This window comes from Pseudomonas sp. LAIL14HWK12:I7 (assembly GCF_000483465.1).
GTDB classification, from domain to species: Bacteria; Pseudomonadota; Gammaproteobacteria; order Pseudomonadales; family Pseudomonadaceae; genus Aquipseudomonas; species Aquipseudomonas kermanshahensis.
On sequence record NZ_AXYZ01000016.1, the window covers coordinates 119,608 to 140,825 of the forward strand.

Sequence of the window (21,218 nt, forward strand, 5' to 3'; positions counted from 1 at the left end):
CCGTTCCCAAGCCTTTGGCCATCAGTTGGCCAAGTCGGTTCCCGATGCCAAGCTTAGCGCGGCCGCGCACGCGTGCGGGCAGGATTGTGCGTGGTAGCGCCATCACCCTGGTCCTGGCCGTGGGCCTGGTGTGGCTGGCCGACCGTATCTGGCCGTTGCCCATGCCCGGCGACGACCTGGCGCGGGTGGTGCTGGCCGAAGACGGCACGCCGTTGTGGCGCTTTGCCGACGCCGATGGCGTGTGGCGCTACCCGGTCAGCCCGGAAGAGGTCTCGCCGCTGTACCTGCAGGCGCTGCTGACCTACGAGGACCGCTGGTTCTATCGCCACCCTGGGGTCAACCCGCTGGCCCTGGCCCGTGCGGCCTGGCTGAACCTGCGCGGAGGGCGTGTGGTGTCGGGGGGCAGTACGCTGTCGATGCAGGTGGCGCGCCTGCTCGATCCGCATGACCGGACGCTGGCCGGCAAGCTGCGCCAGTTATGGCGTACAGCGCAGCTGGAGTGGCACCTGTCGAAGCGCGAAATCCTGCAGATCTACCTCGACCGTGCACCCTTTGGCGGCACCCTGCAGGGCGTGGCAGCGGCCAGCTGGGCGTACTTGGGCAAATCGCCCAAACACCTGACACCTGCCGAGGCGGCGCTGCTTGCGGTGCTGCCCCAGGCACCCAGCCGCTTGCGCCCGGACCGCCACCCCGAGCGTGCCCAGCGTGCGCGCGACAAAGTGCTGCAGCGCCTGGAGGAATACCAGGTATGGCCAGCCCAGCAGCTCAAGGAAGCTGCCGAGGAGCCCTTGCTGCTGGCGCCACGTCAGGAACCGGCACTGGCACCGTTGCTGGCGCGGCGGCTTAACACGGCGAATAGCCCACCGCTAATCCGCACCACCCTAGACGCAGCCTTGCAAAGGCGCCTCGAAGACCTGCTGCTGGGCTGGCGCGCACGCCTGCCGGAGCGCACGTCGGCGGCGATCCTGGTGGTCGAGGCGCAGACCATGGCAGTGCGCGCCTACCTGGGTTCGATCGACCTTAGCGACGCACGCCGCTTCGGCCACGTCGACATGGTGCGCTCATTGCGCTCGCCCGGTTCCACGCTTAAACCCTTCCTCTACGGCATGGCCTTGGATGACGGCCTGATCCACTCCGAATCGCTGCTGCAGGATGTGCCTAGGCGCTACGGCGACTATCGGCCCGGCAACTTCTCGATGGGGTTCAGCGGGCCGGTGTCGGCCAGCTCGGCACTGGCGCTGTCGCTCAACCTGCCGGCCGTTCAGTTGCTGGAAGCATATGGCCCGAAACGCTTCGCCGCGCAATTGCGCATGGCCGGCATGCCGCTGATGCTGCCGCCCTTGGCCGAGCCCAACTTGTCGTTGATCCTCGGGGGGGCGGGCAGCCGCCTGGAAGACCTGGTCGGCGGTTATGCGGCGCTGGCCCGGGCCGGCAACAGTGCGCGCATCCGCCTGCAGCCGCAGGACCCGCTGGTAGAGCGACGCCTGCTGTCGCCAGGGGCGGCGTGGATTATCCGGCGTATTCTGAGCGGCCAGGCACGCCCTGACCGCGACCCGCACGCCGAACTGGTGCAGCGCCCGCAACTGGCCTGGAAGACCGGTACCAGCTATGGCTTTCGTGACGCCTGGTCGATTGGGGTCGGCCCGCGCTACTTGATTGGTGTATGGATCGGCCGCCCCGACGGCACACCGGTACCCGGGCAGTTCGGCCTGGCCTCGGCGGCGCCGTTGATGCTTCAGGTGCATGACCTGCTAAGCAACCGCGATGCCCAGCGCGGTATCAGCGTGCCGGTCGAGCAGGTGCCCGCTACCATCGGCGTGGCAGCCATCTGCTGGCCGCTGGGCCAGCCGATGAATCGGCAAGACCCCAACTGCCGCCGCCAGCGCTTTGCCTGGACCCTCGACGGCACCACACCGCCGACCTTGCAGGCGGCCGATCAGCCGCTCGGGCTGGGCCTGCGTGAGCGCGTCTGGGTCAATGCGCAAGGGCTGCGGGTCGACGGCAGTTGCCCGGGGGCCAAGGTACGCGACATCGCGCTCTGGCCGGCCCCGCTGGAGCCTTGGCTGCCCAGGGTCGAACGGCGTGCAGCGCGCCTGCCGGCAGTAGACCCGGCCTGCCCACCGCAGGCGCCCGCCAGCGCACCCCCGCTGTCGATTGTCGGCGTGCGCCCGGGGGACAACCTGCGCCGTCCGGCAACCAGCAGCGAACCGTTGCAATTGCACGTTTCCGCCTTGGGCGGCGGCGGGCGGCGCTGGTGGTTCCTCAACGGCCAGCCGTTGGGCGAGACCCAAGGCCAGGACAGCCTGCTGGTACGTTTCGAACAGCCCGGGCAGATCGAGCTCAGCGCGCTGGATGAAAGTGGCGAGACCGCGCGGGTGGCGTTTCAGGTCAGCGAGTAGCCGTTCGACGATTGCCGGGCCAGCACCTACGCTTTGCACAAGACGGGTGTGACCGGCTGGCGCCCCGGTACACGAGGGATCATGGAGCGTCCAATGCGTCCTCTGGTCATGCCTCTTTTGTTGCTGCCCTGGGCCTTGGTGGCCCGCGCAGAGCCGTTGCCGGGCTTTCTCGACAGCCACGAAAACGAGCGTCGCCTGCCCGCCGCCAACCTGCCGCTGGACACCTACCGCCCACTTGCCCCACACCTGCGGCTGGCGCTGCCGAACGCCAGCGCGGCAGGCTGGGCGCCGCTGGAGACCCGCCTGGTGTTGCACAAGGTGCGCTTCGAAGGGGGGACGGTGTTCCCTTTGAGTGACCTGCGTGACCACTACCAGCCGTTGATCGGGCGTGAAACCACGCTGGGCGAGTTGCAGCAGTTCACCGCGCGCCTTACTCAACGTTACCGGCAAGAAGGCTACCTGCTGTCGTACGCTTACCTCCCGCCGCAGGATGTCGCTGACGGCCGTGTTGAGGTGGTGTTGGTCGAGGGCTATATCCACGGGTACCGGCTGGAAGGCGACATCGGCTCGGCCCGCACCTACCTGCAGCAGTTGCTGCAGCGCTTGCAGGCGGAACGCCCGCTAACGCGGGAAACACTCGATCGCTACCTGGGCCTCGCCGAGCGCCTCCCCGGCGTGGCGGTGGACGCTGAATTGGCTGCGGCGCAGTCGCCTGAGGGCGCCGCTCAGCTGACGGTCCACGCGCGGCGTACGCCGTTCGCCACTGGCGTTACCGTAAGCGATGGCAGCCGTGAGGACGCCCAGGCGCTGTTCACCGTCACCAGCAACGCCCAGACCCGCTATGCCGAGCAGTTCCAGGCAAGCGTGTTGTTGCCGCCCGGCGATGACCAGGCGCATTACCAGCGGTTGGACTACAGCCAGTACCTGGATGCTGAAGGCAGCCAGTTGCTGGTGTCTGCTTCGCGCTATCGCAGCACGCCGGGCACCCGAATTCGGCTGGAGGACGGCAGCGATTTGACTCAGCGGCGTGATAGCGAGCGTTATTCGGTTGGCCTTGGCCAGCCGCTGATCGTCAAGGCGGATGAGTGGATGACGGTGGCGGGGCGCTTCTACGCGATCAGTGAGCACCTCGAAGATCGGCCTGCGGGGCTGTCGCCGTCTCACGAGTACGACAGCTACGTACGCGCGGTGTCATTTGAAGGCAATTGGCGCAAGGCCGACGATCGCCGCTTGCGTATCGTCAGTGCTGGCGTCTATCAAGGCCTGGATTACCTGGGGGCACGCAGCGACGCCGACTATGACCTGGACTTTCTGCGTTTTCGCCTCTCGGGGTTGCAGAGCGACGCGTTGTTCAATGATTGGCAGGGGGTGGCGTCTGGTGCCCTGTACTGGAGTGACGACACACTGCCCGACAGCGAGCGGGCGGTGTTTGGCGGGCAAACTTTCGGCCGCGGTTATCCACGCGACCAGGCAGCGGGGGACAAGGGGTGGGGGGTAGCGTACGAGCTTGGCTACCGTGTTCGGCACAACGGCAACTGGCTGAAGGTGCTGCAACCCTATGCGGTACTCGATGCTGCGCAGGCCTGGTACAACCGCAGCAATGTCGAGGATGCCCACATGGCGTCCGCGGCGCTGGGGCTGCGGTTGGGGGATGGGCGCTACTTCAATTTGGCGGTGGAGGTCGCGAAGCCCTTGGCCGATGTTGCCCTGGATAGCCTGAGCCGCGGGCCACGCGTGACGCTAAGCCTTACCTACCAGATGGAATGAGCCTGGGGCTGATGGCCTATCAACGGCAACTCGGATGCCGCTGACAGGCCAGTCTTTCAATGAGCGGTAAAGCGCTGATGCACCGGTGAAGAACTCGGCGTCAGCGCGAGCGCCAGCTGCGTGCGGTTGTGCATGTGGGTCAGGCGCAGCACTTGAGAAACGTAGAGTTTCACGGTGTTCTCGGTAATGCCCAGTTCACAGGCAATTTGGTAATTGGTCTTGCCTTTGCTCACCAGGCGGGCCACTTCCAGTTGACGCGGCGACAGCTTCTCGAATACGGCGGGCAGCTCGTTTTCACTTTCTTCGACATCGCTGGCACGGCGGTGCACGCCTTGGCCGCGGGCCTTTTCCAGGTCGTGGTAGAGCTCGTCGACCGACTCTGCCAGGTCCTGCAGGCGCTGGTTGAGGCCACCGAGGTCTTTCATGTTGCGCTGACGCTCCAGCAGAGCCTCTTCCTGACGGCGCAAACCTTCGAGCAGCTCGTTGAAATCTACCGGTTTTTGGTAATAGTCGACAAAGCCCGCGCGCAAGGCGCGGATCACGTCCTGCTTGTCGGCACGACCGGTCAGCATGATGGCTTCGAACATACGCTTGTTGCCGGCGAGTTCCTTCAAGGCGTGGACCAGCTCAATGCCATCACGCTCGGGCATGTGCAGGTCGCACAGCACCAAGCCAATCTTTTGGTCAGCCGAGTAGCGCTCGATGGCTTGGGCAGTGGAATGGGCTGGGACGCACACGTGGCCCTGGCTTTCGAGGTATTCACACAATTGTTCGACGATCAATGGCTGGTCATCGACCACCAGCACCTTCACTTCACTGGACGGCTTGTTCACGATCAACTCCCTGTTCGTAATCGGCCCTGCTCCCGGGCTAGACACTCCGGCAGCTTAAAAGTAGTCGCAGTTGGCAATTCTGTACAAGGTCCGTACAAGTTATAGGACAACAGGGATGATTATTGGATCCATACCGCTGTCAGCATAAAGCCCGCCAGGACGTAAGGTACGAAGGCCTGTTTGTCGCCCATTTGCTCCGTCAGAGCCTGCAAGCGCTTCTTGACCTTAGGGTTGAGCAAGGTCCACAGGCGGCGACGCGACAGCAGCCAGAGCACGACGGTGATACCCGCGCCAATGAACGTGCCGAGCACATATTGAGGACTGGTGGCGAGCGCCAGGGCGCCCATCAATTTGACGTCGTCGGCGCCGAAACGCCCGAGCATATAGCCGGGTAACGTCAGCAGCATGACGATGGCCAGCGCCCAACCGGCGTCGCTGGCGTCGGCACCGATCCAGCTGTGGCCGGTGGCGAACAGCCAGGCCAGGGCGCAGGCAGCGACGCCCAGGGTCAGTGCGTTGGAGATCTGCCGTTGACGCACATCCTGTTCGGAGCACAAGGCAAGCCACATCAGAAGAACAATGCTTTGCATTGGCAGGTCGCCTTCCCTAATTGTTGAACACTTCTACCCGGTCAGTCAGGTTTCCTTGAATTCAGGGTAGACGCGAAGTTGCAAGCGGGCGCGGCGGGAAGGGAAAAAGGCGTGACGGGATCAGAAGATGTCGCAGCTGACGGTGCCTGTGTTGGCCCATCGCCGGCAAGCCGACGATGGGCCTCGGCGCATTACTTCTTGCTGCCGGGTGGGTAGTTGCTCAGCACATTGGTCACCGTATTCTGGATCGCGTTGTTACGTTCTTCCGGGCTTGGCGGGTAATTGTTCATGATCTGTTCAGCGCTGCCACGCCAGACCAGCTTGTCGTCCCGCCCATCGAACATGTCGACCTGGATGGTGGCGACCTTGTAGTCGACGCTGCGGGTTTCGTTGTACATCGGCCCGCCCCAGTAGCCTCCCCAGTAACCACCCCAGCCACCGCCATAGTTGGTAGTGATCTGCTGCTGACGCTGCTCGACGATGAGGTAGGCGCGCACTTTCAGGTCAGGCCGCGCATTGCCCTGTGCCGGGCGCAGGCCGCGCTGGTCGAGCTGGTCGGCCACGGCCTGGCGAATGCGCTGCTCGGTCAGGTCGCTTTTGATGCGAGGGTCGTCCGGGCGGTATTGCAAGCCGGGTTCCTGCCACGCCCAGCTGCGGTAGGCGGCAAAATCGCGGCTGGCGTCGAAATCCTGCTGGACGTTGTTGCTCGAGCAGGCCGTGAGCACCAGCGCGAATGACAGTAGAACGAGACGGCGCAACATGATGGTTCTCCGTTAAACGTTAACTGGGAGGATAGCCGCTGAGCGCCTTGTGCACCGAATCACGCAAGGCGCTTTCGCGATCACGCGGCGAGTCCTTGTCGCTGTTGCTTTCAGCACTGGCGCTCCACACTGGCTGGCCGCTGCGAGCGTCGTACAGGTCGATGCGGACCACCATCACCTCCACCTCGTAGGTGCGCACGATCGGCGTGCTGGCATAGGCACCGTAGCCGTTGCGGTAGCCGCCGTAACCCACACTGCCGTAGGGGTAGGGGCCGTAGTAGGGGTCGTAGGTGTCGTAGTCACGTACTTGGCGCAGGCGTTTTTCCAGGCGCATGTCGGCGCTCACCAGCAAATCGCCGGCGCTGCCCCGGGCAGGGCGCAGGCCATGCTGGTCGAGCGCGCCGCTGATGGCATCGGCCAGTTGTGCCGGGTCGGCATTGGCTGTGCCGCTGGGCAACTGGCCGTCACGCCAGCTCCAGCTGCGGTAGTGCCCGTAGTCGCGGGCGGGTGTCGGGTAGGCACTGGCATCGAAGGTGGTGGCCGCCTGCGCAGGGGCGGGCGGTAAGGGGCGGCTACTGGCGACATACGGGTTGCTGCCCTGGCAGGCAGCCAGGGCAAGGGGCAGCAGGGCCAGGCACAACAGACGGTACGGCATGTATTCCTCCCGGCGGGCGGGGTCAGCGGGGGCGGCAGATCCAGTGCAGGTAGCGACCGAGCCCGGCAAAGCTTGGGTGTCGGCGGTGGGCCAGTTCCATTTCCAGCAGGTCGAGTATTTCGGCCTTGGCTTGGAACTCCTTGGGCATGTAGTCGTGGAACACCCTGACGCCACTCTCGCTTTCGACCTGCCACATAGGATCAAGTTGCGCCTTGAGCTCACGCGGATCAAGGGGTTTCTGCGGGGTCAGGCTCTGCTTTTCACCTTCCAGGCGGTTGCTGCGCAGTTTGCGGAAATGGCCTTTGAGCAGGTTGCGGTAGACCAGTGCGTCGCGGTTGTAGAACGCCAGCGAAAGCCACCCGCTGGGCGCAGTGAGCTGGTGCAGCACGGGCAGGATGCTTTCGGGTTCGGCCAGCCATTCGAGCACGGCGTGGCACAGCACCAGGTCGTAGGGTTCGGTCAGCTGGCCAAGCAGGTCCTGCCACGGCGCCTGGATGAAGGTGGCCGTCTGGCCGGCCTCGGCAAAGCGCGCGCGGGCACCGTCGAGCATGGGCGCGGCGGGTTCGGCGAGGGTAAGGTGATGGCCGCGTTGTGCCAGCCACAGGGCCATGTGGCCCAGGCCTGCACCGATGTCGAGTATGCGCAGCGGGCGATCGGGCAAGGTTTCGGCCAGGTCGGCCTGCAGCACGGCCAGGCGAATGGCGCCCTTGGCACCGCCGTAGATTTTCTCGGCGAAGCGGGTGGCCAGTTCATCGAAGTGACGGTCGTTCATCGGGCGAAGCGCCTTTCACTGTCGGCCAGCTTGGCCCTTACCACCTGGTCCATGTCCAGGCCCAGCTCGCTGCACAGCAGCAACAGGTAGAGCACCACATCGCCCACCTCTTGGCCGGCGTGGGCGAGTGTGTCGGCAGGCAGCTGGCGGGATTGGTCCTCGCTCAGCCACTGGAAGATTTCGACCAGTTCGGCCATTTCAACGCTGGCGGCCATGGCCAGGTTCTTCGGGCTGTGGAAGCCGCGCCAATCGTTGTTGTCGCGGATCCGGTGCAGGCGTTCGGTGAGTTCTTGCAGGTTCATCGGGGGTCTCCTAATGCCGCATAGCTTCGGCGCAGGCCCGATGCAAAGCAAGAGGCCTGCGCCTACAGGCCACCCCAACGGCCAACCATGTGCAGCAACTCACCCTGCCCATCCAGCCGTAGTTCACCTTCTGGCCCGGCTTCGCTGGCACTGAGCACCACCTCTGAAGGCAATCGCACCGGTTTGCGGAACTCCACCTCGAAGCTGTAGCCGCTGTTCGGCAGGTGCCCGCGCAGGGCCGCCAGTGTCATGGCTTTGCTCCACATGCCATGGGCAATGGCCTTGGGGAACCCGAACAGTCGTGCACTGGCGGCGCTCAGGTGAATCGGGTTGTAGTCGCCACAGACCTTGGCGTAACGCCGGCCGATATCGCTGTCGGCATACCAGCGGCTCGCCTCTGCCAGTGGGTCAGGCGCGCTGTCTGTTTGCTCGCTGGCCTGGCCCTCCAGGCGTAGCCCGCGTACCAGCGTGCGGCTGCATTCGCGCCAGAGCAGGCCCAGGGCATCTTCGGCTTCCGTAATGAGGTCGAAGGTGGCGCCCTTGGCGTGGGGTTGCAGGTTGTCGGCGTAGACGGCGAAACGTAATGCATCGATGCCGCCCAGTGGCCGCAACACCTCGATGCGGTTCTGCAGATGCACCAGCCCGAGCAAGGGGAAGGGGAAGCTGTGCGCCGTCAGCAGCTGCAATTGCAGGGGGAAGGCCATCACATGGGGATAAGTAGCGGGCAGGCGGCCATCGTCGGTGAAGTGACAGAGTCGGCGGTAGGCTGCCAGGTTGTCGGGCTGAACCCGCATCACGCAGCGCAGGCCTTCGTCGGGCAGCTTGTCGCCGCTGATCTTGCGCTTGCTGGCCGCACGCAGGTAAAGGCTCGCGCGTGAGTCCGGGGCGTGCAGGTCGTGCCAGTGTCGGCTCATGGTCAGGCCCCCATCAGTGCTTGGCCACAGACCCGCAGCACCTGGCCATTGACCGCGCCGGAGCCGGGCTGGCTGAGCCAGGCAATGGCCTCGGCGACGTCTTGTGGCCGCCCGCCTTGGCCCAGTGAGCTCAAGCGGCGCCCGGCCTCGCGCAGCCCCATCGGCATGGCGGCGGTCATGTGCGTTTCGATGAAGCCGGGGGCCACGGCATTGATGCTGGCACCCTGCGCTGCGAGTTTTGCCGCCCAGGCCTGAGCGAAGCCGATCAAGCCGGCCTTGCTCGCCGCATAGTTGGCCTGCCCGCGGTTACCGGCAATGCCGCTGACCGACGCCAGCAGCGTGATGCGTGCGTTCTCGCCGAGCGCGCCTGCGTCATACAGTGCCTGGGTGAGTACCTGCGGTGCCTTGAGGTTCACGGCCATCACCGCATCCCAATATTCGGGGGTCATGTTGGCCAGGGTCTTGTCGCGGGTGATGCCGGCGTTGTGCACCACGATGTCGATACCCCCGGGCAGCGCTTCGAGCAACTGCGCTGCGGCGTCATTGGCGCAGATGTCCAGCGCCAGTGCCTTGCCGCCCAGCCGCGCGGCGAGGGCTTCGAGGTCTTGCCGGGCTTGCGGCACATCCAGCAGCAGCACCTCGGCGCCGTCCCGCGCCAGGGTTTCGGCAATCGCCGCGCCGATACCGCGTGCAGCGCCGGTCACCAAGGCGCGTCGGCCGCCAAGCGGGCGCGTCCAGTCCTCGACCTGGCTGGCGCAGGCTTCAAGGCGCAGCACCTGGCCAGAAATGAACGCGCTCTTGGGCGAAAGGAAGAAGCGCAGGGCACCTTCCAATTGGTCTTCAGCGCCTTGGCCGATATACAGCAACTGTGCGGTCGCGCCGTTGCGCAGCTCTTTGGCCAGCGAGCGGCTGAACCCTTCGAGCGCCCGTTGCGTGACACTGGCCAATGGGTCGTCGAGGCCTTCCGGTGCGCGCCCGAGGATCACTACGTGGGCGCAGGGCGCCAGGCTGCGCAGCAACGGCTGGAAAAATTCGCGCAACTGCTTCAATTCATCGCTGTCGGACAGGTGAGTGGCATCGAACACCACGGCTTTGAGCTTCGGCCCAAGACCTGCAACCCAGGCCGGCGCCTGTAACCCTTCGGCATTGAAGCTGTAGAGTTCGTCGGTGAGGCGTGGGGCGATGGCCTCGACCTGGCGCGTCAGTGGCCCGCCACCCAGTACCAGGGCACCCTCTACCGGGCGCAGGCGGCCTGCCTGCCAGCGCTCCAGCGGGGCCGGGTGTGGCAGGCCAAGGGCATCCACAAGGCGGCGGCCGAGGTTGGAGTTGGCAAAGCCGAGGTAGCGATCGCTCATGAGTGGGTCTCCCTGAAGGCAAGCTTGAAAGTGTGGACCAACTTTGTGGCAAGGTCGTTCGAATGCGGTAAAAACACCTAGGCTGTACGGTTTAAATTGTTTCAGGAGGAACATGCGCATGCGTTCACCTCGCCGGGTCGCGATCATTGGCGGCAACCGAATCCCGTTCGCCCGTTCCAATGGTGCCTACGCCACCGCCAGCAACCAGGCGATGCTGACCGTCGCTCTGGAGGGCCTGATCGAGCGTTACCGCTTGCATGGGCTGCAGTTGGGCGAAGTGGTGGCGGGCGCGGTGCTGAAGCACTCCCGTGACATGAACCTGACCCGCGAATGCGTGCTCGGTTCGCGTTTGTCGCCGCGCACGCCGGCCTACGACATCCAGCAGGCCTGCGGCACGGGGCTGGAGGCGGCCTTGCTGGTGGCCAACAAGATTGCCCTTGGGCAGATCGACAGCGGCATCGCGGGCGGTGTCGACACCACCTCCGATGCGCCGATTGCCGTTAACGAAGGGTTGCGCCACATACTGCTGGAGGCTAACCGCGGCAAAAGCCTGGGTGAACGGCTGAAGCCGTTCCTGAAGTTGCGCCTCGGTCACCTGAAGCCTGAGTTGCCGCGCAATGGCGAACCGCGCACAGGCCTGTCGATGGGCGAGCATTGCGAGCGCATGGCGCAGGCCTGGCGGATCGACCGCGCCGAGCAGGATGCACTGACCTTGCTTAGCCATCAGCGGCTTGCGGCCTCCTATGCCGAAGGCTGGCAGGATGATCTGCTCACGCCCTTCCTGGCGCTTAGCCGTGACAACAACCTGCGGCCGGACCTGACCTTGGAGCAACTGGCCAAGCTCAAACCGGCATTCGACCGCAGCGGGCTGGGCACGCTTACCGCAGGCAACTCCACCCCTTTGACCGATGGCGCATCGCTGGTGCTGTTGGGCACGGAGGAATGGGCGCAGGCACAGGGGCTTCCGGTGTTGGCCTACCTGGTTGACGGCGAGACCGCAGCGGTGGATTTCGTCACGGGCCGTGAAGGGTTGTTGATGGCGCCGGTGTACGCAGTGCCGCGCCTGTTGGCGCGCAATGGGTTGAGCCTGCAGGATTTTGACTACTACGAGATTCACGAAGCCTTCGCCGCCCAGGTGCTGTGCACCCTCAAGGCCTGGGAGGATGCGGAGTACTGCCGTGATCGCCTGGGGCTGGACGCACCGCTTGGGGCAATCGACCGTAGCAAGCTCAACGTAAAGGGCAGCTCGCTGGCGGCGGGGCACCCGTTTGCGGCGACCGGGGGACGAATATTGGCCCACCTGGCGAAGCTGCTGGCCACGGCGGGGAAGGGCCGCGGTTTGATATCGATTTGCGCGGCAGGTGGGCAAGGGGTGACGGTCATCGTCGAACGGTGATCAGGTGGGGGGGCGCTACGCGCCCATCGCCGGCAAGCCAGCTCCTACAAGTGCAGCGTTGAGCCCTGTGGGAGCTGGCTTGCCGGCGATGGGCTGCACAGCAGCCCCCGCGAAGAAGGACGGGGCAGGTGTCACAGTCATGTCGCGTAACTGGTAGGCTTGTCCGATCAGAACTACAAGAAACTGCCATGCCGATCATCGGACATCCCCGGGCTATCCCGGCGCTCGACCACCTGCCCAGGCCCCTTTATGCCCGTGCCGAAAGCCTCGGGGCCGGCTCCTGGACCACTCGCCATCAGCACGACTGGGTGCAGTTTTCCTACGCCATTAGTGGCGTTCTCGGCGTCTATACCCGCGATGGCAGCTATTTCGCGCCCCCTCAGTGGGGTGTGTGGATCCCGGCGGACGCCGAACACGAGGTAGTAACGTCGATGCAGGCCGAAATGCGCAGCCTGTACGTGCGCCGCGATGCCTGCCCGTGGGCGCCGGAGCACTGCCGGGTGCTGGAGGTGACGCCGCTGGCGCGGGAGTTGATCAAGCAGTTCTGCCTGTTCCCGGCGGATTACCCGGAAGCCGACAGCGCCGAATCGCGATTGGTCGCGGTGCTGCTTGACCAGTTGCGCACGTTGCCGGAAGTCGGGTTCTCGTTGCCCCTCCCGCGTCATCCGGGGTTGCTGGCGTTGTGTAATGGCCTGATCGCGGCACCGGATACAGCCCAGACCTTGCAGCAATGGGCGCTGCAACTGGAGTGTTCGGAGAAGACGCTGATGCGGCTGTTTCAGCGTGAGACGGGGTTGAGCTTTCGCAACTGGCGTCAGCGCATGCGGCTGCTGTCATCGCTGGCGTTGCTGGAGGCGGGGGAGAATGTAACGGAGGCCGCGTTGGGGTGTGGGTATGACTCGACTTCGGCTTACATCGCGGCGTTCAAGCAGTTGTTTGGGGCGACCCCTGGGGAGCTGAAACTGTAGGAGCAGCCTTGTGCTGCGAAGAGGCCAGTGATTGCAGCGAAAAACTATGCTGTTGTCACCGGCCTCTTCGCAGCACAAGGCTGCTCCTACAGGTCGCTTGCGCTGTCAGGTGCGGAAGCGTCGTACCAGCGAATCCAGCTCGTTGGACAACCCTGCCAGGCTTTCGGAGTCTTGGCGCGCAGCCTGGGCCAGTTCGGCCACCAGTTGCGCATCGCCATGGATCTGGCTGATGTGCCGGTTGATGTCCTCGGCCACCTGATGCTGCTCTTCCGCTGCCGTGGCGATCTGCGTGTTCATGTCGCGAATCACGTCCACCGACTCACGGATCTGGCCAAAGCTGTCGCGGGCCAGGCCGATGCGGCTGACCGACTGCTGCGACACTTCCAGGCTGGCGTGCATCTGTTCGGCAACTTCGGCGGTGCGGCTGGCCAGGTTGCCCAGCAGGCCATCGATCTCGGCGGTGGAGTCGGCGGTACGCTTGGCCAGCGCCCGCACTTCATCGGCGACGACGGCGAAGCCACGGCCCTGTTCACCGGCGCGGGCGGCCTCGATCGCGGCATTGAGGGCCAGCAGGTTGGTCTGCTCGGCAATCGAGCGAATGGTGCCGAGGATCGACTGGATGGCGTTGCTGTCGCGTTCCAGCTGCTGAATCGACTGGGCCGATTGCTCGATCTCCTGGCTCAGGCGGTCGACGCTGTTCACGGCTGCATCGATCTGCTGCTGGCCTTCACGGGCTTGCTGCTGGCCACTGTCGGCCGACTGCGCCGCCTGGCTGCAAGAGCGGGCGACTTCGTTGGCGGTGGCGACCATTTCGTGGAAGGCGGTAGAGACCATGTCCACGGCTTCGCGCTGGCGGCCGGCCGCCTCGGCCATGTCACTGGACACCCGGGTCGAGCTGGTGGAGGTGCTGAGGATCTTGCTGGCGGCAGAGCCGATGTGCTGGATCAGGCTGCGGATCGCGCCGAGGAACTGATTGAACCAGCTGGCCAGTTGGGCGGTTTCGTCGCGCCCGCGCACTTCCAGGTTGCGGGTCAGGTCGCCTTCGCCCTGGGCGATGTCTTCCAGGCCGCTGGTGACGCTGTTGATCGGGCGCACGATCAGCTTGGCGAACGCCGTACCGACCACGGCGAACAGCGCGGCCAGCACCAGTGCGATGGTGCCGATCAACCACGTCAGGCGGGTGGTGGTCTGCATCACTTCGCTTTGCTCGATCAGGCCGATGAAGGTCCAGCCCAGTTGCTCGTCGGGGTAGATGTTGGCCATGTAGCGCACGCCATTGAGCTCGACTTCGACCAGCCCTTTACCTGCCTTGGCCAGGTCGGCATAGCCGTTACCGAAGCTGCCCAGTTGCTTGAAGTTGTGGCTGGCGTCACGTGGGTCGACCATCACGTTGCCGTTGTTTTCCACCAGCATCAGGTAGCCGCTTTCACCCAGCTTGATCTGCTGGACGATCTGGGTCAGGCCCTTGAGCGACACATCGATGTTGACCACGCCACCCGGGTTACCCAGCTGGTTGGCCACGGCGCGCACGGTGCTGACCAGCACGGCGTCGTCGGCGGCCCAGTAATAGGCGCCGGTACGCAGGGTTTTGCCAGGGTTGGCCATGGCCAACTGGTACCACGGGCGAGGGCGGGGGTCGTAGTTGACGAACTTCTGCCCCGCGGGCCAGCCGACATAGCCGCCGTCGCTGACACCGTAGGAAAGGTAGGCGTAGCCTGGGTGGGAATCGGCCAGGCGGGTGAAGAACTCAAGCACCTGCTTGTCCTGCTCGCCCAGCTCATACGATGGGTTGGCACTCATGAACTTGTTCAGGTTGTTGCCCGTGGCCGCAATCATGGGTTGCGAGGCCAGGTATTCGACGTTCTGGTTGATGCCCTGGAAGAAGATGTTCATCGCGTTGCTGACCTGGCGAATTTCCCGGCTGCTGCTGTCGAGGAATCCGTCGCGGGCTTCGCCGCGCAGGTTGAGGACCACCAAGGTGGCCACGAGGACGATGGGCAAGCCGGCGATGACCGCGAATGCCCAGGTCAGTTTCTGTTTGATGCTCATCGACGCTCCCGGAATTTTTTTGTTGTCGACACACGAGGCAGGTAGTTACTGCATCGGCAGCGTCCGGGATTAGATGAAGGCAAATGCCCGTATTTATTAGGGAATGTCGCACTAGGCGATGATTCGGTCGTGTTTAGGCGAATATGGCATACCAAAGCGTCGTGGCGAGCCTCAGCGGCAACATCCGCCAACGTTTCCGTTTGCTAAATCCTTCAGGATCGGACAGTCCGGCCGCTCGTCTCCCTGGCAGTGGGAGACCAGGTCGCTGAGGGTGTCGCGCAGGCTCACCAGCTCTTCTATGCGCCGGTTCAGCTCATCGATATGTTGCATGGCCAGCGCCTTGACGTCGGCACTGGCCCGTTGCCGGTCTTGCCAGAGGGTCAGCAACTTGCCGACCTCTTCCAGAGAAAAGCCCAGGTCGCGGGAGCGCTTGATGAAGGCCAGGCTGTGCAGGTCTTCTGGCTGGTAAAGGCGGTAGCCGCTGTCACTGCGGGTGGCTGGCTTGAGCAGGCCGATGGACTCGTAGTAGCGGATCATCTTGGTGCTGAGCCCGCTGCGGCGGGCGGCCTGGCCGATGTTCATGGGGCCTCCTGGGAGCTGCTGGTGGGTTTCCAGGTCTTGAGCCACAGCGCATTGCTGACCACGCTGACGCTGGACAGGGCCATGGCGGCGCCGGCGAGTACCGGGTTGAGGTAACCCAGCGCGGCCAGGGGAATACCGACCAGGTTATAGATGAACGCCCAGAACAGGTTCTGGCGGATTTTCGCGTAGGTCTTGCGGCTGATCTCCAGGGCTGCGGGTACCAGGCGTGGGTCGCCGCGCATCAGGGTGATGCCGGCGGCCTGCATGGCCACGTCGGTGCCACCGCCCATGGCGATGCCGATGTCGGCAGCGGCAAGGGCCGGGGCATCGTTGATGCCGTCGCCTACCATCGCCACCACGCCGTCCTGTTTCAGTGCCGTCACGGTGGCAGCCTTGTCGGCAGGCAGCACTTCGGCATGCACGTCGTCGATCCCGAGGGCGTCGGCAACCACCTTGGCGCTGCCGCGGTTGTCGCCGGTCAGCAGGTGGCTGCTGATGTGTTGTGCGTGCAGGCTATCGATAGCCTGCTTCGCGCCCGGTTTGAGGCTGTCGCCGAAGGCGAACAGGCCCAGCACGCGAGGTTGCGCGCCGCGCTCGATCAGCCAGGACAGCGTACGCCCTTCAGCCTCCCACGCGTGGGCTTTGGCGGCCAAGCCGCCGGGCTGCAGCGTGCTCTCGTCGAGCAGGCGACGATTACCCAGGGCCAAGTCACGGCCATCAACCCGCCCGGCGATACCACGCCCGGTCAGCGACTGGCTGTCGACGACTGTTGGCACATCCAGTTGCTGCTCGGCGCACGCCTCCAGCACGGCCTTGGCCAATGGGTGCTCACTGCCGCGCTGCAGGGCGCCGGCCAAGCGGTGCAGCTCGGCGGTGGTACCGACCAGTGCCTGGCTGTGGACCACGCGTGGGCTGCCGGACGTCAGGGTACCGGTCTTGTCGAACACGACCCGGTTTACCGCATGGGCACGCTCCAGGGCTTCGGCGTCCTTGATCAGGATGCCGTGGCGGGCGGCGACACCGGTGCCGGCCATGATCGCCGCTGGCGTTGCCAGGCCGAGTGCACAGGGGCAGGCAATCACCAGCACGGCGACCGCGTTGATCAGCGCGGTTTCCAGCGGGGCACCGGCCAGCCACCAGCCGATCAGCGTGATCAGCGCGATCACCAGTACGGCGGGGACGAATACCTGGCTGACCCGGTCCACCAGCTTCTGGATAGGCGCCTTGGCCGCCTGGGCATCTTCGACCAGGCGGATGATCCGGGCCAGCACGGTTTCGGTACCCAATGCCTGGGTGCGCACCAGCAGCCGCCCTTCACCATTGATGGCGCCACCGGTGACGGGGTCGCCAGGCTGCTTGGGCACTGGCAGGCTCTCGCCGCTGATCAAGGCCTCGTCGGCATGGCTGCTGCCTTCCTCGACTTCGCCATCGACTGGGAAGCGTTCACCGGGTTTGACCACGACCAGGTCACCCACACGCAGTTGGGCGATGGCCACGTCTTCTTCGCGGCCATCGACCACGCGCACCGCGCGTTCGGGGCGCAGTGCTTCAAGGGCCCGAATGGCGCTGGCGGTCTGGCGTTTGGCGCGGCTCTCCAAGTACTTGCCCAGCAAGACCAAGGCAATGACCACGGCCGAGGCTTCGAAATACAGGTGCGGAACCATGCCGGCAGGGGCTTGTGCCCATTGGTACAGGCTCAGGCCGTAACCGGCACTGGTGCCAAGGGCCACCAGCAGGTCCATGTTGCCGGCGCCGGCACGCACGGCCTTATAGGCGGCCACGTAAAAGCGTGCACCGAGAATGAACTGTACGGGCGTAGCCAGCAGGAACTGCGCCCAGGCGGGCAGCATCCAGTGCAGGCCGAAGGGCTGAACCAACATGGGCAAGACGAGTGGCAGGGCCAGCAGCAAGGCGGCACCGACCGCCAGGCGTTCGTTGCGCAGGCGGCGCTGGGCATCGCGCTGATCATCGTGGCCTGCGTGCGGCAGGCTGGCGCTGTAGCCGGCCTTTTGCACGGCGTCGATCAGCAGGCTGTCGTCGAGGGCCGCGAGCACCTCGAGGTGCGCGCGTTCGCTGGCCAGGTTAACGCTGACCTGCTCGACCCCAGGCAGTTTGCCGAGTGCGCGTTCGACGCGGCCGACGCAACTGGCGCAGGTCATGCCGCCAATCTGCAACTCGACAGTACGGGTGGGCACGCCATAGCCGGCTTCACGCACGGCGTCGAGCAAGGCCGGCAGGCTGCTGGCCGGGGCCTGGACCCGGGCCTGTTCGGTGGCGAGGTTGACGCTGACCTGTTCAGCGCCATCGACCTTGCGCAGGGCGCGCTCGACCCGGCCAGCACAGCTGGCGCAGGTCATGCCGGAAATCGGCAGGTCGAAGGTGGTGGATGCGGGCATGGCTGTCCTCCTTGGATTGGCCTCCAGCATCAACCTTGCCACGTAGGCAAGGTCAATAGCCTAGGCCGGCGCGCTTCAATTCCAGCCCATTGTGGCCCATGGCAATCCGGTATTTGTTGATCTGGCCCGCCTGCAGGTTCAAACGTGTGCTGCGCTGGTCTTCGATACCGGGGGCGCAACCGGGGGTCTGCCCTGGCAGTAGGCGCAGGCGTATATCCACAGGGCCTGGCGGCAGGTTGAAGGCGGTCGATTGCTCCTGGAATACGCGCCCGGAGAGCTGATCGTTGAGGTACACGCCGATTTCGCAGTTGGTGGCCACTTCCAGGCGTTCCCGCGAAATGATCAGTACGCTGTAGTCCGAGTTGCCTTCGGCGTTGGCCGGTGGCACCGCAGCCAGCGCGCTCAAAAGCCCGACGACGCCCAATGCTGCCCTGAACATGATGAATCTCCTGCTTGCCTGATCGTCAAAGGCGCAGCTTGGCCGACGTGAGCGCGGATTTCCAGCCCGGACGCGCGCAGGGGCTTGACCTTGCCCCGATGGCAAGCTTGAAACTGCGTGAAAACCTGAAGGAGGCAACCCTATGCAAGTGTTCAATGTACAAGGCATGACCTGTGGCCATTGCGTCAAAGCGGTGACCCGTGCGGTGCAGGGGCAGGACGCCGATGCCAAGGTCGAGGTCGACCTGGCGGGCAAGCAGGTGCGGGTGCAGAGTGCCATGGCGGTGGAGCAGATCCTTACCGCGATTCGTGACGAGGGCTACCAGGCCGAGCTGGCGTGAAGCCCTGCGCCGGGGGCACATGAGGCCCCCGGTTTTGTCGCAAATCTTTTCATGCTGGTCGAGTCCTTAGCAGGTAGACTTACGCACTTGCTTAGCCTGCTATGGATTCCTGATGAACCTGCGAATGGTGCTCATCCTGGGCGCATTGAGTGCGTTCGGGCCTTTGGCGATCGACTTTTACCTGCCCGCCTTCCCGGCCATGGCGCAGGCTTTCGCCACCGATGAAAAACACGTTCAGGCCACCTTGGCCGCCTACTTCCTTGGCCTGTCCATCGGGCAGTTGGCCTATGGCCCGGTGGCCGACCGCTTTGGGCGGCGTAAGCCGCTGTTGTTCGGCGTGGCGCTGTTTACCCTGGCGTCGCTGGCCTGTGCCTATGCCCCCAACCTCGACACCCTGGTCCTGGCGCGGTTCGTCCAGGCCCTGGGCGGTTGTGCCGGGATGGTGCTGTCGCGGGCGATCGTCAGCGACAAGTGCGACCCGGTGGCGTCGGCCAAGGTGTTCTCGCAGTTGATGCTGGTGATGGGCCTGGCGCCGATCCTGGCGCCAATGCTTGGCGGGGTGTTGGTGAACCTGGCCGGTTGGCAGTCGATCTTCCTCGTCCTGAGCCTGTTCAGCGCGGCCTGCCTGCTGGCGGTCAGCCTGGGCCTGCCGGAAAGCCTGCCGGCGGACATGCCGCGCCAGCCGCTGTCCGGGGCGCTGCGCCAGTACCTGCGTTTGTTCAATGACCGGGTGTTTCTTGGCCATGCCTTGACCGGTGGTATTGCCATTGCCGGTATGTTTGCCTACATCGCGGGGTCGCCATTCGTCTTCATCAAGTTATATGGCGTACCTGCCGAGCACTATGGCTGGTTATTCGGCACCAACGCGGCGGGCTTTATCCTCGTGGCGCAGGTCAATGCCCGTTTGCTGGCCAAGCGCGGCCCAGCCTTCCTGCTGGTGCGTGCTGTATGGATGTACCTGGCTGCAGGTTTGGTATTGCTGGGCGTCGCAGCACTGCGGCCGAGCCAGTTGTGGCCGCTGTTGGTGCCGTTGTTCGTGTGTATCGCCAGCCTGGGTTGCATCATCCCCAATGCGTCGGCCTGCGCCATGAGCGGGCAGGGCGCACGCGCAGGCAGCGCCTCGGCGCTGATGGGCTGCCTGCAATTCAGTGTCGCCGCAGGCGCGGCGGCGTTGGTCGGGCTGTTGCACGATGGCAGTGCGGTGCCGATGACACTGGTGATCAGCCTGTGCGGGGCGCTGGTGGTCAGTGTCGCGCTGCTGACCCGGCGTTTGCAGGCCAGGCGTCCTGCATAAGCGGGTGAGGCGCCTGCAGGCGGGTTTCCAATGTGGCGACGAAGGCACGCGCCTCGGCCTCGCTGCGGAAACTCACCACGTGTTGGTCGAGCTGAACCTGCCAAGGGCAAACGGGGTTGCGGCTCGACGCACTGACGACAATTTTCATCGCGGCATACCTCCAATGGGGTGTGAGCGGAAGAAGTGTAGCGCTGTGCCCTGTGCCTGCCATGACCGGCATCCGTGGTCTGACTGACGGTCATTTCCCCCCTGTTCTTCCCTCCTGACCGTCATGCGCCGGGTGTAATACCTGGAGGCATGTAGAAGCTTCGCTTTTGTTTGCGCTATTTATGGAAGCTGCTTGTCGGTCGCGTCCGAACCTGCACAGGGCGAATAGAGCTCATGACCTGCCTCTGTCCCGCTGAGTGCTGGGGCACTGCTCAACTGCGGGGTATTGGGCGGTCTCACTGCACAGTCACATCATCTCTCATGGGTAGGTATACCCAGTGGACTTCTGACAGGTGGGCTGAAGCGGCTAGCGCCCTGAGAGGGGGTTTCTGCGGCTTATACTGGCGACCAGCGCCGATGCCAGCGAGCAGGGTTTCCCTCTCAGGGCCGGCGACTGTCAGGCAGGCGATCCCAGTGCCAGGGTTGGCCATTGCATCCATATAAAAACGTGCAGGGAGTTACAGGGACATGAACGCAGTCAGCAGTATCAGCCAGATCGCCAGCCTGATGGCCGACCCCAAGCGCAGCGCCATGTTGTGGGCGCTGATCGACGGCACCCCACGGCTGGCGAACGAGCTCGCGATGATGACCGGGCTGACCTCATCTTCCGCCTGCGCCCACCTCTCGTTGCTGTCTTCGGCGGGTTTGCTGCGGCATGAGGCACGGGGCCGCAAACGCTACTTCCGCCTGGCCACGCCTCAGGTAGGGGCAGCGGTGGAAGCACTGGCCAGCGTGCAGTTGGGCAGCGCCAGAGACGACCAGCCCGAGGCGGCAGCCTTGCAGTTGCCGATGTCGATACGCAGGGCGCGGCGCTGCGGTGACCACCTCGGCGGCGAGCTGGCCGGGGAGTTGTATCACCGTCTGGTGGTGGCGGGCTGGTTGGAGGGCACTGACCGGCAACTGGTGGTCAGTGAGCAAGGGCGGGCAGAACTGGCGCTGGTCGGCGTCTACATAGATGCCTTGGCGCCGCACCAGCAACGGGGGTGTGTGATCTGCCGTTGCACTGACTGGAACAACCAGGGGCCACACTTGGGCGGCGTTCTGGGGCAGGCCTTGTTCAGGCTGTTTCTGCAGTCGGGTTGGATGCGCGAATCGGAGGACACGCGGGCTTTGCATATCTCGGCGCTGGGCATCCAGCAGATCAATCGCATTGCCCGCGTGCAGACGTTGCAGGTTGGGTAACCGCAACGCCAACGGCT

The 21,218-nt window shown here is 64.7% G+C and carries 20 protein-coding genes and 1 pseudogene; 7 read left to right on the forward strand and 14 right to left on the reverse strand.

Translation table 11 applies throughout. The features are described 5' to 3' along the window. Positions 1-44 precede the first annotated feature (44 nt). Positions 45-2,399: a peptidoglycan glycosyltransferase PbpC gene (gene pbpC / locus D886_RS0116530; RefSeq protein WP_027594961.1), complete on the forward strand. Its 2,355-nt coding sequence runs from the start codon at positions 45-47 to the stop codon at positions 2,397-2,399. Between the two features lie 93 nt (positions 2,400-2,492). Next, entirely contained in the window at positions 2,493-4,166 is a 1,674-nt protein-coding gene (locus D886_RS0116535; protein WP_027594962.1) for a ShlB/FhaC/HecB family hemolysin secretion/activation protein, read from the forward strand. A 56-nt stretch (positions 4,167-4,222) separates the two neighbouring features. Here D886_RS0116535 and D886_RS0116540 read toward each other — a convergent pair whose 3' ends face one another. The 8 genes from D886_RS0116540 to D886_RS0116575 all read right to left on the reverse strand — a co-directional run bounded on the left by D886_RS0116540 (position 4,223) and on the right by D886_RS0116575 (position 10,348). Further along, positions 4,223-4,999: a response regulator transcription factor gene (locus tag D886_RS0116540; protein WP_027594963.1), complete on the reverse strand. Its 777-nt coding sequence runs from the start codon at positions 4,997-4,999 to the stop codon at positions 4,223-4,225. A gap of 119 nt (positions 5,000-5,118) precedes the next feature. Further along, on the reverse strand, positions 5,119-5,589 hold the full coding sequence (locus D886_RS0116545; protein ID WP_027594964.1) for a prepilin peptidase: 471 nt from the start codon (positions 5,587-5,589) through the stop codon (positions 5,119-5,121). Between the two features lie 191 nt (positions 5,590-5,780). Further along, positions 5,781-6,350, reverse strand: a complete 570-nt coding sequence (locus D886_RS0116550; RefSeq protein WP_027594965.1) for a DUF4136 domain-containing protein — start codon at positions 6,348-6,350, stop codon at positions 5,781-5,783. A 19-nt stretch (positions 6,351-6,369) separates the two neighbouring features. Next, positions 6,370-7,005, reverse strand: a complete 636-nt coding sequence (locus D886_RS0116555; protein WP_027594966.1) for a DUF4136 domain-containing protein — start codon at positions 7,003-7,005, stop codon at positions 6,370-6,372. Between the two features lie 22 nt (positions 7,006-7,027). Further along, positions 7,028-7,777 carry a methyltransferase gene (locus D886_RS0116560; RefSeq protein ID WP_027594967.1) on the reverse strand — a complete coding sequence of 250 codons (750 nt, stop codon included), beginning with the start codon at positions 7,775-7,777 and terminating at the stop codon, positions 7,028-7,030. Beyond that, complete coding sequence (locus D886_RS0116565) at positions 7,774-8,079, reverse strand: MazG-like family protein (RefSeq protein ID WP_027594968.1); 306 nt, start codon at positions 8,077-8,079, stop codon at positions 7,774-7,776. The genes D886_RS0116560 and D886_RS0116565 overlap by 4 nt, the downstream gene beginning before the upstream one ends. Before the next feature lie 62 nt (positions 8,080-8,141). After that, positions 8,142-8,993 carry a MaoC/PaaZ C-terminal domain-containing protein gene (locus D886_RS0116570; protein ID WP_027594969.1) on the reverse strand — a complete coding sequence of 284 codons (852 nt, stop codon included), beginning with the start codon at positions 8,991-8,993 and terminating at the stop codon, positions 8,142-8,144. Positions 8,994-8,995: 2 nt separating this feature from the next. Further along, positions 8,996-10,348 (reverse strand): 3-oxoacyl-ACP reductase, encoded by a 1,353-nt coding sequence (locus D886_RS0116575; protein WP_027594970.1) that lies wholly within the window; start codon positions 10,346-10,348, stop codon positions 8,996-8,998. 118 nt (positions 10,349-10,466) lie between these two features. Between D886_RS0116575 and D886_RS0116580 the strand changes: the two genes are divergently transcribed. Both D886_RS0116580 and D886_RS0116585 read left to right on the forward strand, forming a co-directional pair. After that, positions 10,467-11,744 (forward strand): acetyl-CoA C-acetyltransferase, encoded by a 1,278-nt coding sequence (locus tag D886_RS0116580; protein WP_027594971.1) that lies wholly within the window; start codon positions 10,467-10,469, stop codon positions 11,742-11,744. 188 nt (positions 11,745-11,932) lie between these two features. Beyond that, positions 11,933-12,712 (forward strand): helix-turn-helix transcriptional regulator, encoded by a 780-nt coding sequence (locus D886_RS0116585; RefSeq protein WP_027594972.1) that lies wholly within the window; start codon positions 11,933-11,935, stop codon positions 12,710-12,712. Positions 12,713-12,817: 105 nt separating this feature from the next. Here D886_RS0116585 and D886_RS28875 read toward each other — a convergent pair whose 3' ends face one another. From D886_RS28875 to D886_RS0116605, 5 genes and pseudogenes are all read right to left on the reverse strand, one after another. Further along, positions 12,818-13,585, reverse strand: coding sequence for a methyl-accepting chemotaxis protein (locus tag D886_RS28875; RefSeq protein WP_371098032.1), 768 nt, complete (start codon positions 13,583-13,585; stop codon positions 12,818-12,820). A 90-nt stretch (positions 13,586-13,675) separates the two neighbouring features. Next, positions 13,676-14,761, reverse strand: a pseudogene (locus D886_RS28880) (cache domain-containing protein); the annotation flags it as partial. A 171-nt stretch (positions 14,762-14,932) separates the two neighbouring features. Continuing rightward, positions 14,933-15,343, reverse strand: coding sequence for a Cu(I)-responsive transcriptional regulator (cueR, locus tag D886_RS0116595; RefSeq protein WP_027594974.1), 411 nt, complete (start codon positions 15,341-15,343; stop codon positions 14,933-14,935). Further along, positions 15,340-17,739, reverse strand: a complete 2,400-nt coding sequence (locus D886_RS0116600; RefSeq protein WP_027594975.1) for a heavy metal translocating P-type ATPase — start codon at positions 17,737-17,739, stop codon at positions 15,340-15,342. Before D886_RS0116600 ends, cueR begins: the two co-directional genes overlap by 4 nt. A gap of 52 nt (positions 17,740-17,791) precedes the next feature. Next, complete coding sequence (locus D886_RS0116605) at positions 17,792-18,178, reverse strand: hypothetical protein (RefSeq protein WP_027594976.1); 387 nt, start codon at positions 18,176-18,178, stop codon at positions 17,792-17,794. A gap of 142 nt (positions 18,179-18,320) precedes the next feature. On the opposite strand from D886_RS0116605, the gene D886_RS0116610 reads away from it, so the two are divergent. Continuing rightward, positions 18,321-18,518: a heavy-metal-associated domain-containing protein gene (locus tag D886_RS0116610; RefSeq protein WP_027594977.1), complete on the forward strand. Its 198-nt coding sequence runs from the start codon at positions 18,321-18,323 to the stop codon at positions 18,516-18,518. 112 nt (positions 18,519-18,630) lie between these two features. Then, positions 18,631-19,812, forward strand: coding sequence for a multidrug effflux MFS transporter (locus D886_RS0116615; RefSeq protein WP_027594978.1), 1,182 nt, complete (start codon positions 18,631-18,633; stop codon positions 19,810-19,812). Here D886_RS0116615 and D886_RS28595 read toward each other — a convergent pair. Then, a complete protein-coding gene (locus D886_RS28595; protein ID WP_081717509.1) occupies positions 19,763-19,960 on the reverse strand; it encodes a hypothetical protein in 198 nt (65 codons plus the stop codon). The genes D886_RS0116615 and D886_RS28595 overlap by 50 nt on opposite strands. A 527-nt stretch (positions 19,961-20,487) precedes the next feature. On the opposite strand from D886_RS28595, the gene D886_RS0116625 reads away from it, so the two are divergent. After that, on the forward strand, positions 20,488-21,201 hold the full coding sequence (locus D886_RS0116625) for a helix-turn-helix transcriptional regulator (protein ID WP_027594980.1): 714 nt from the start codon (positions 20,488-20,490) through the stop codon (positions 21,199-21,201). Positions 21,202-21,218 lie beyond the last annotated feature (17 nt).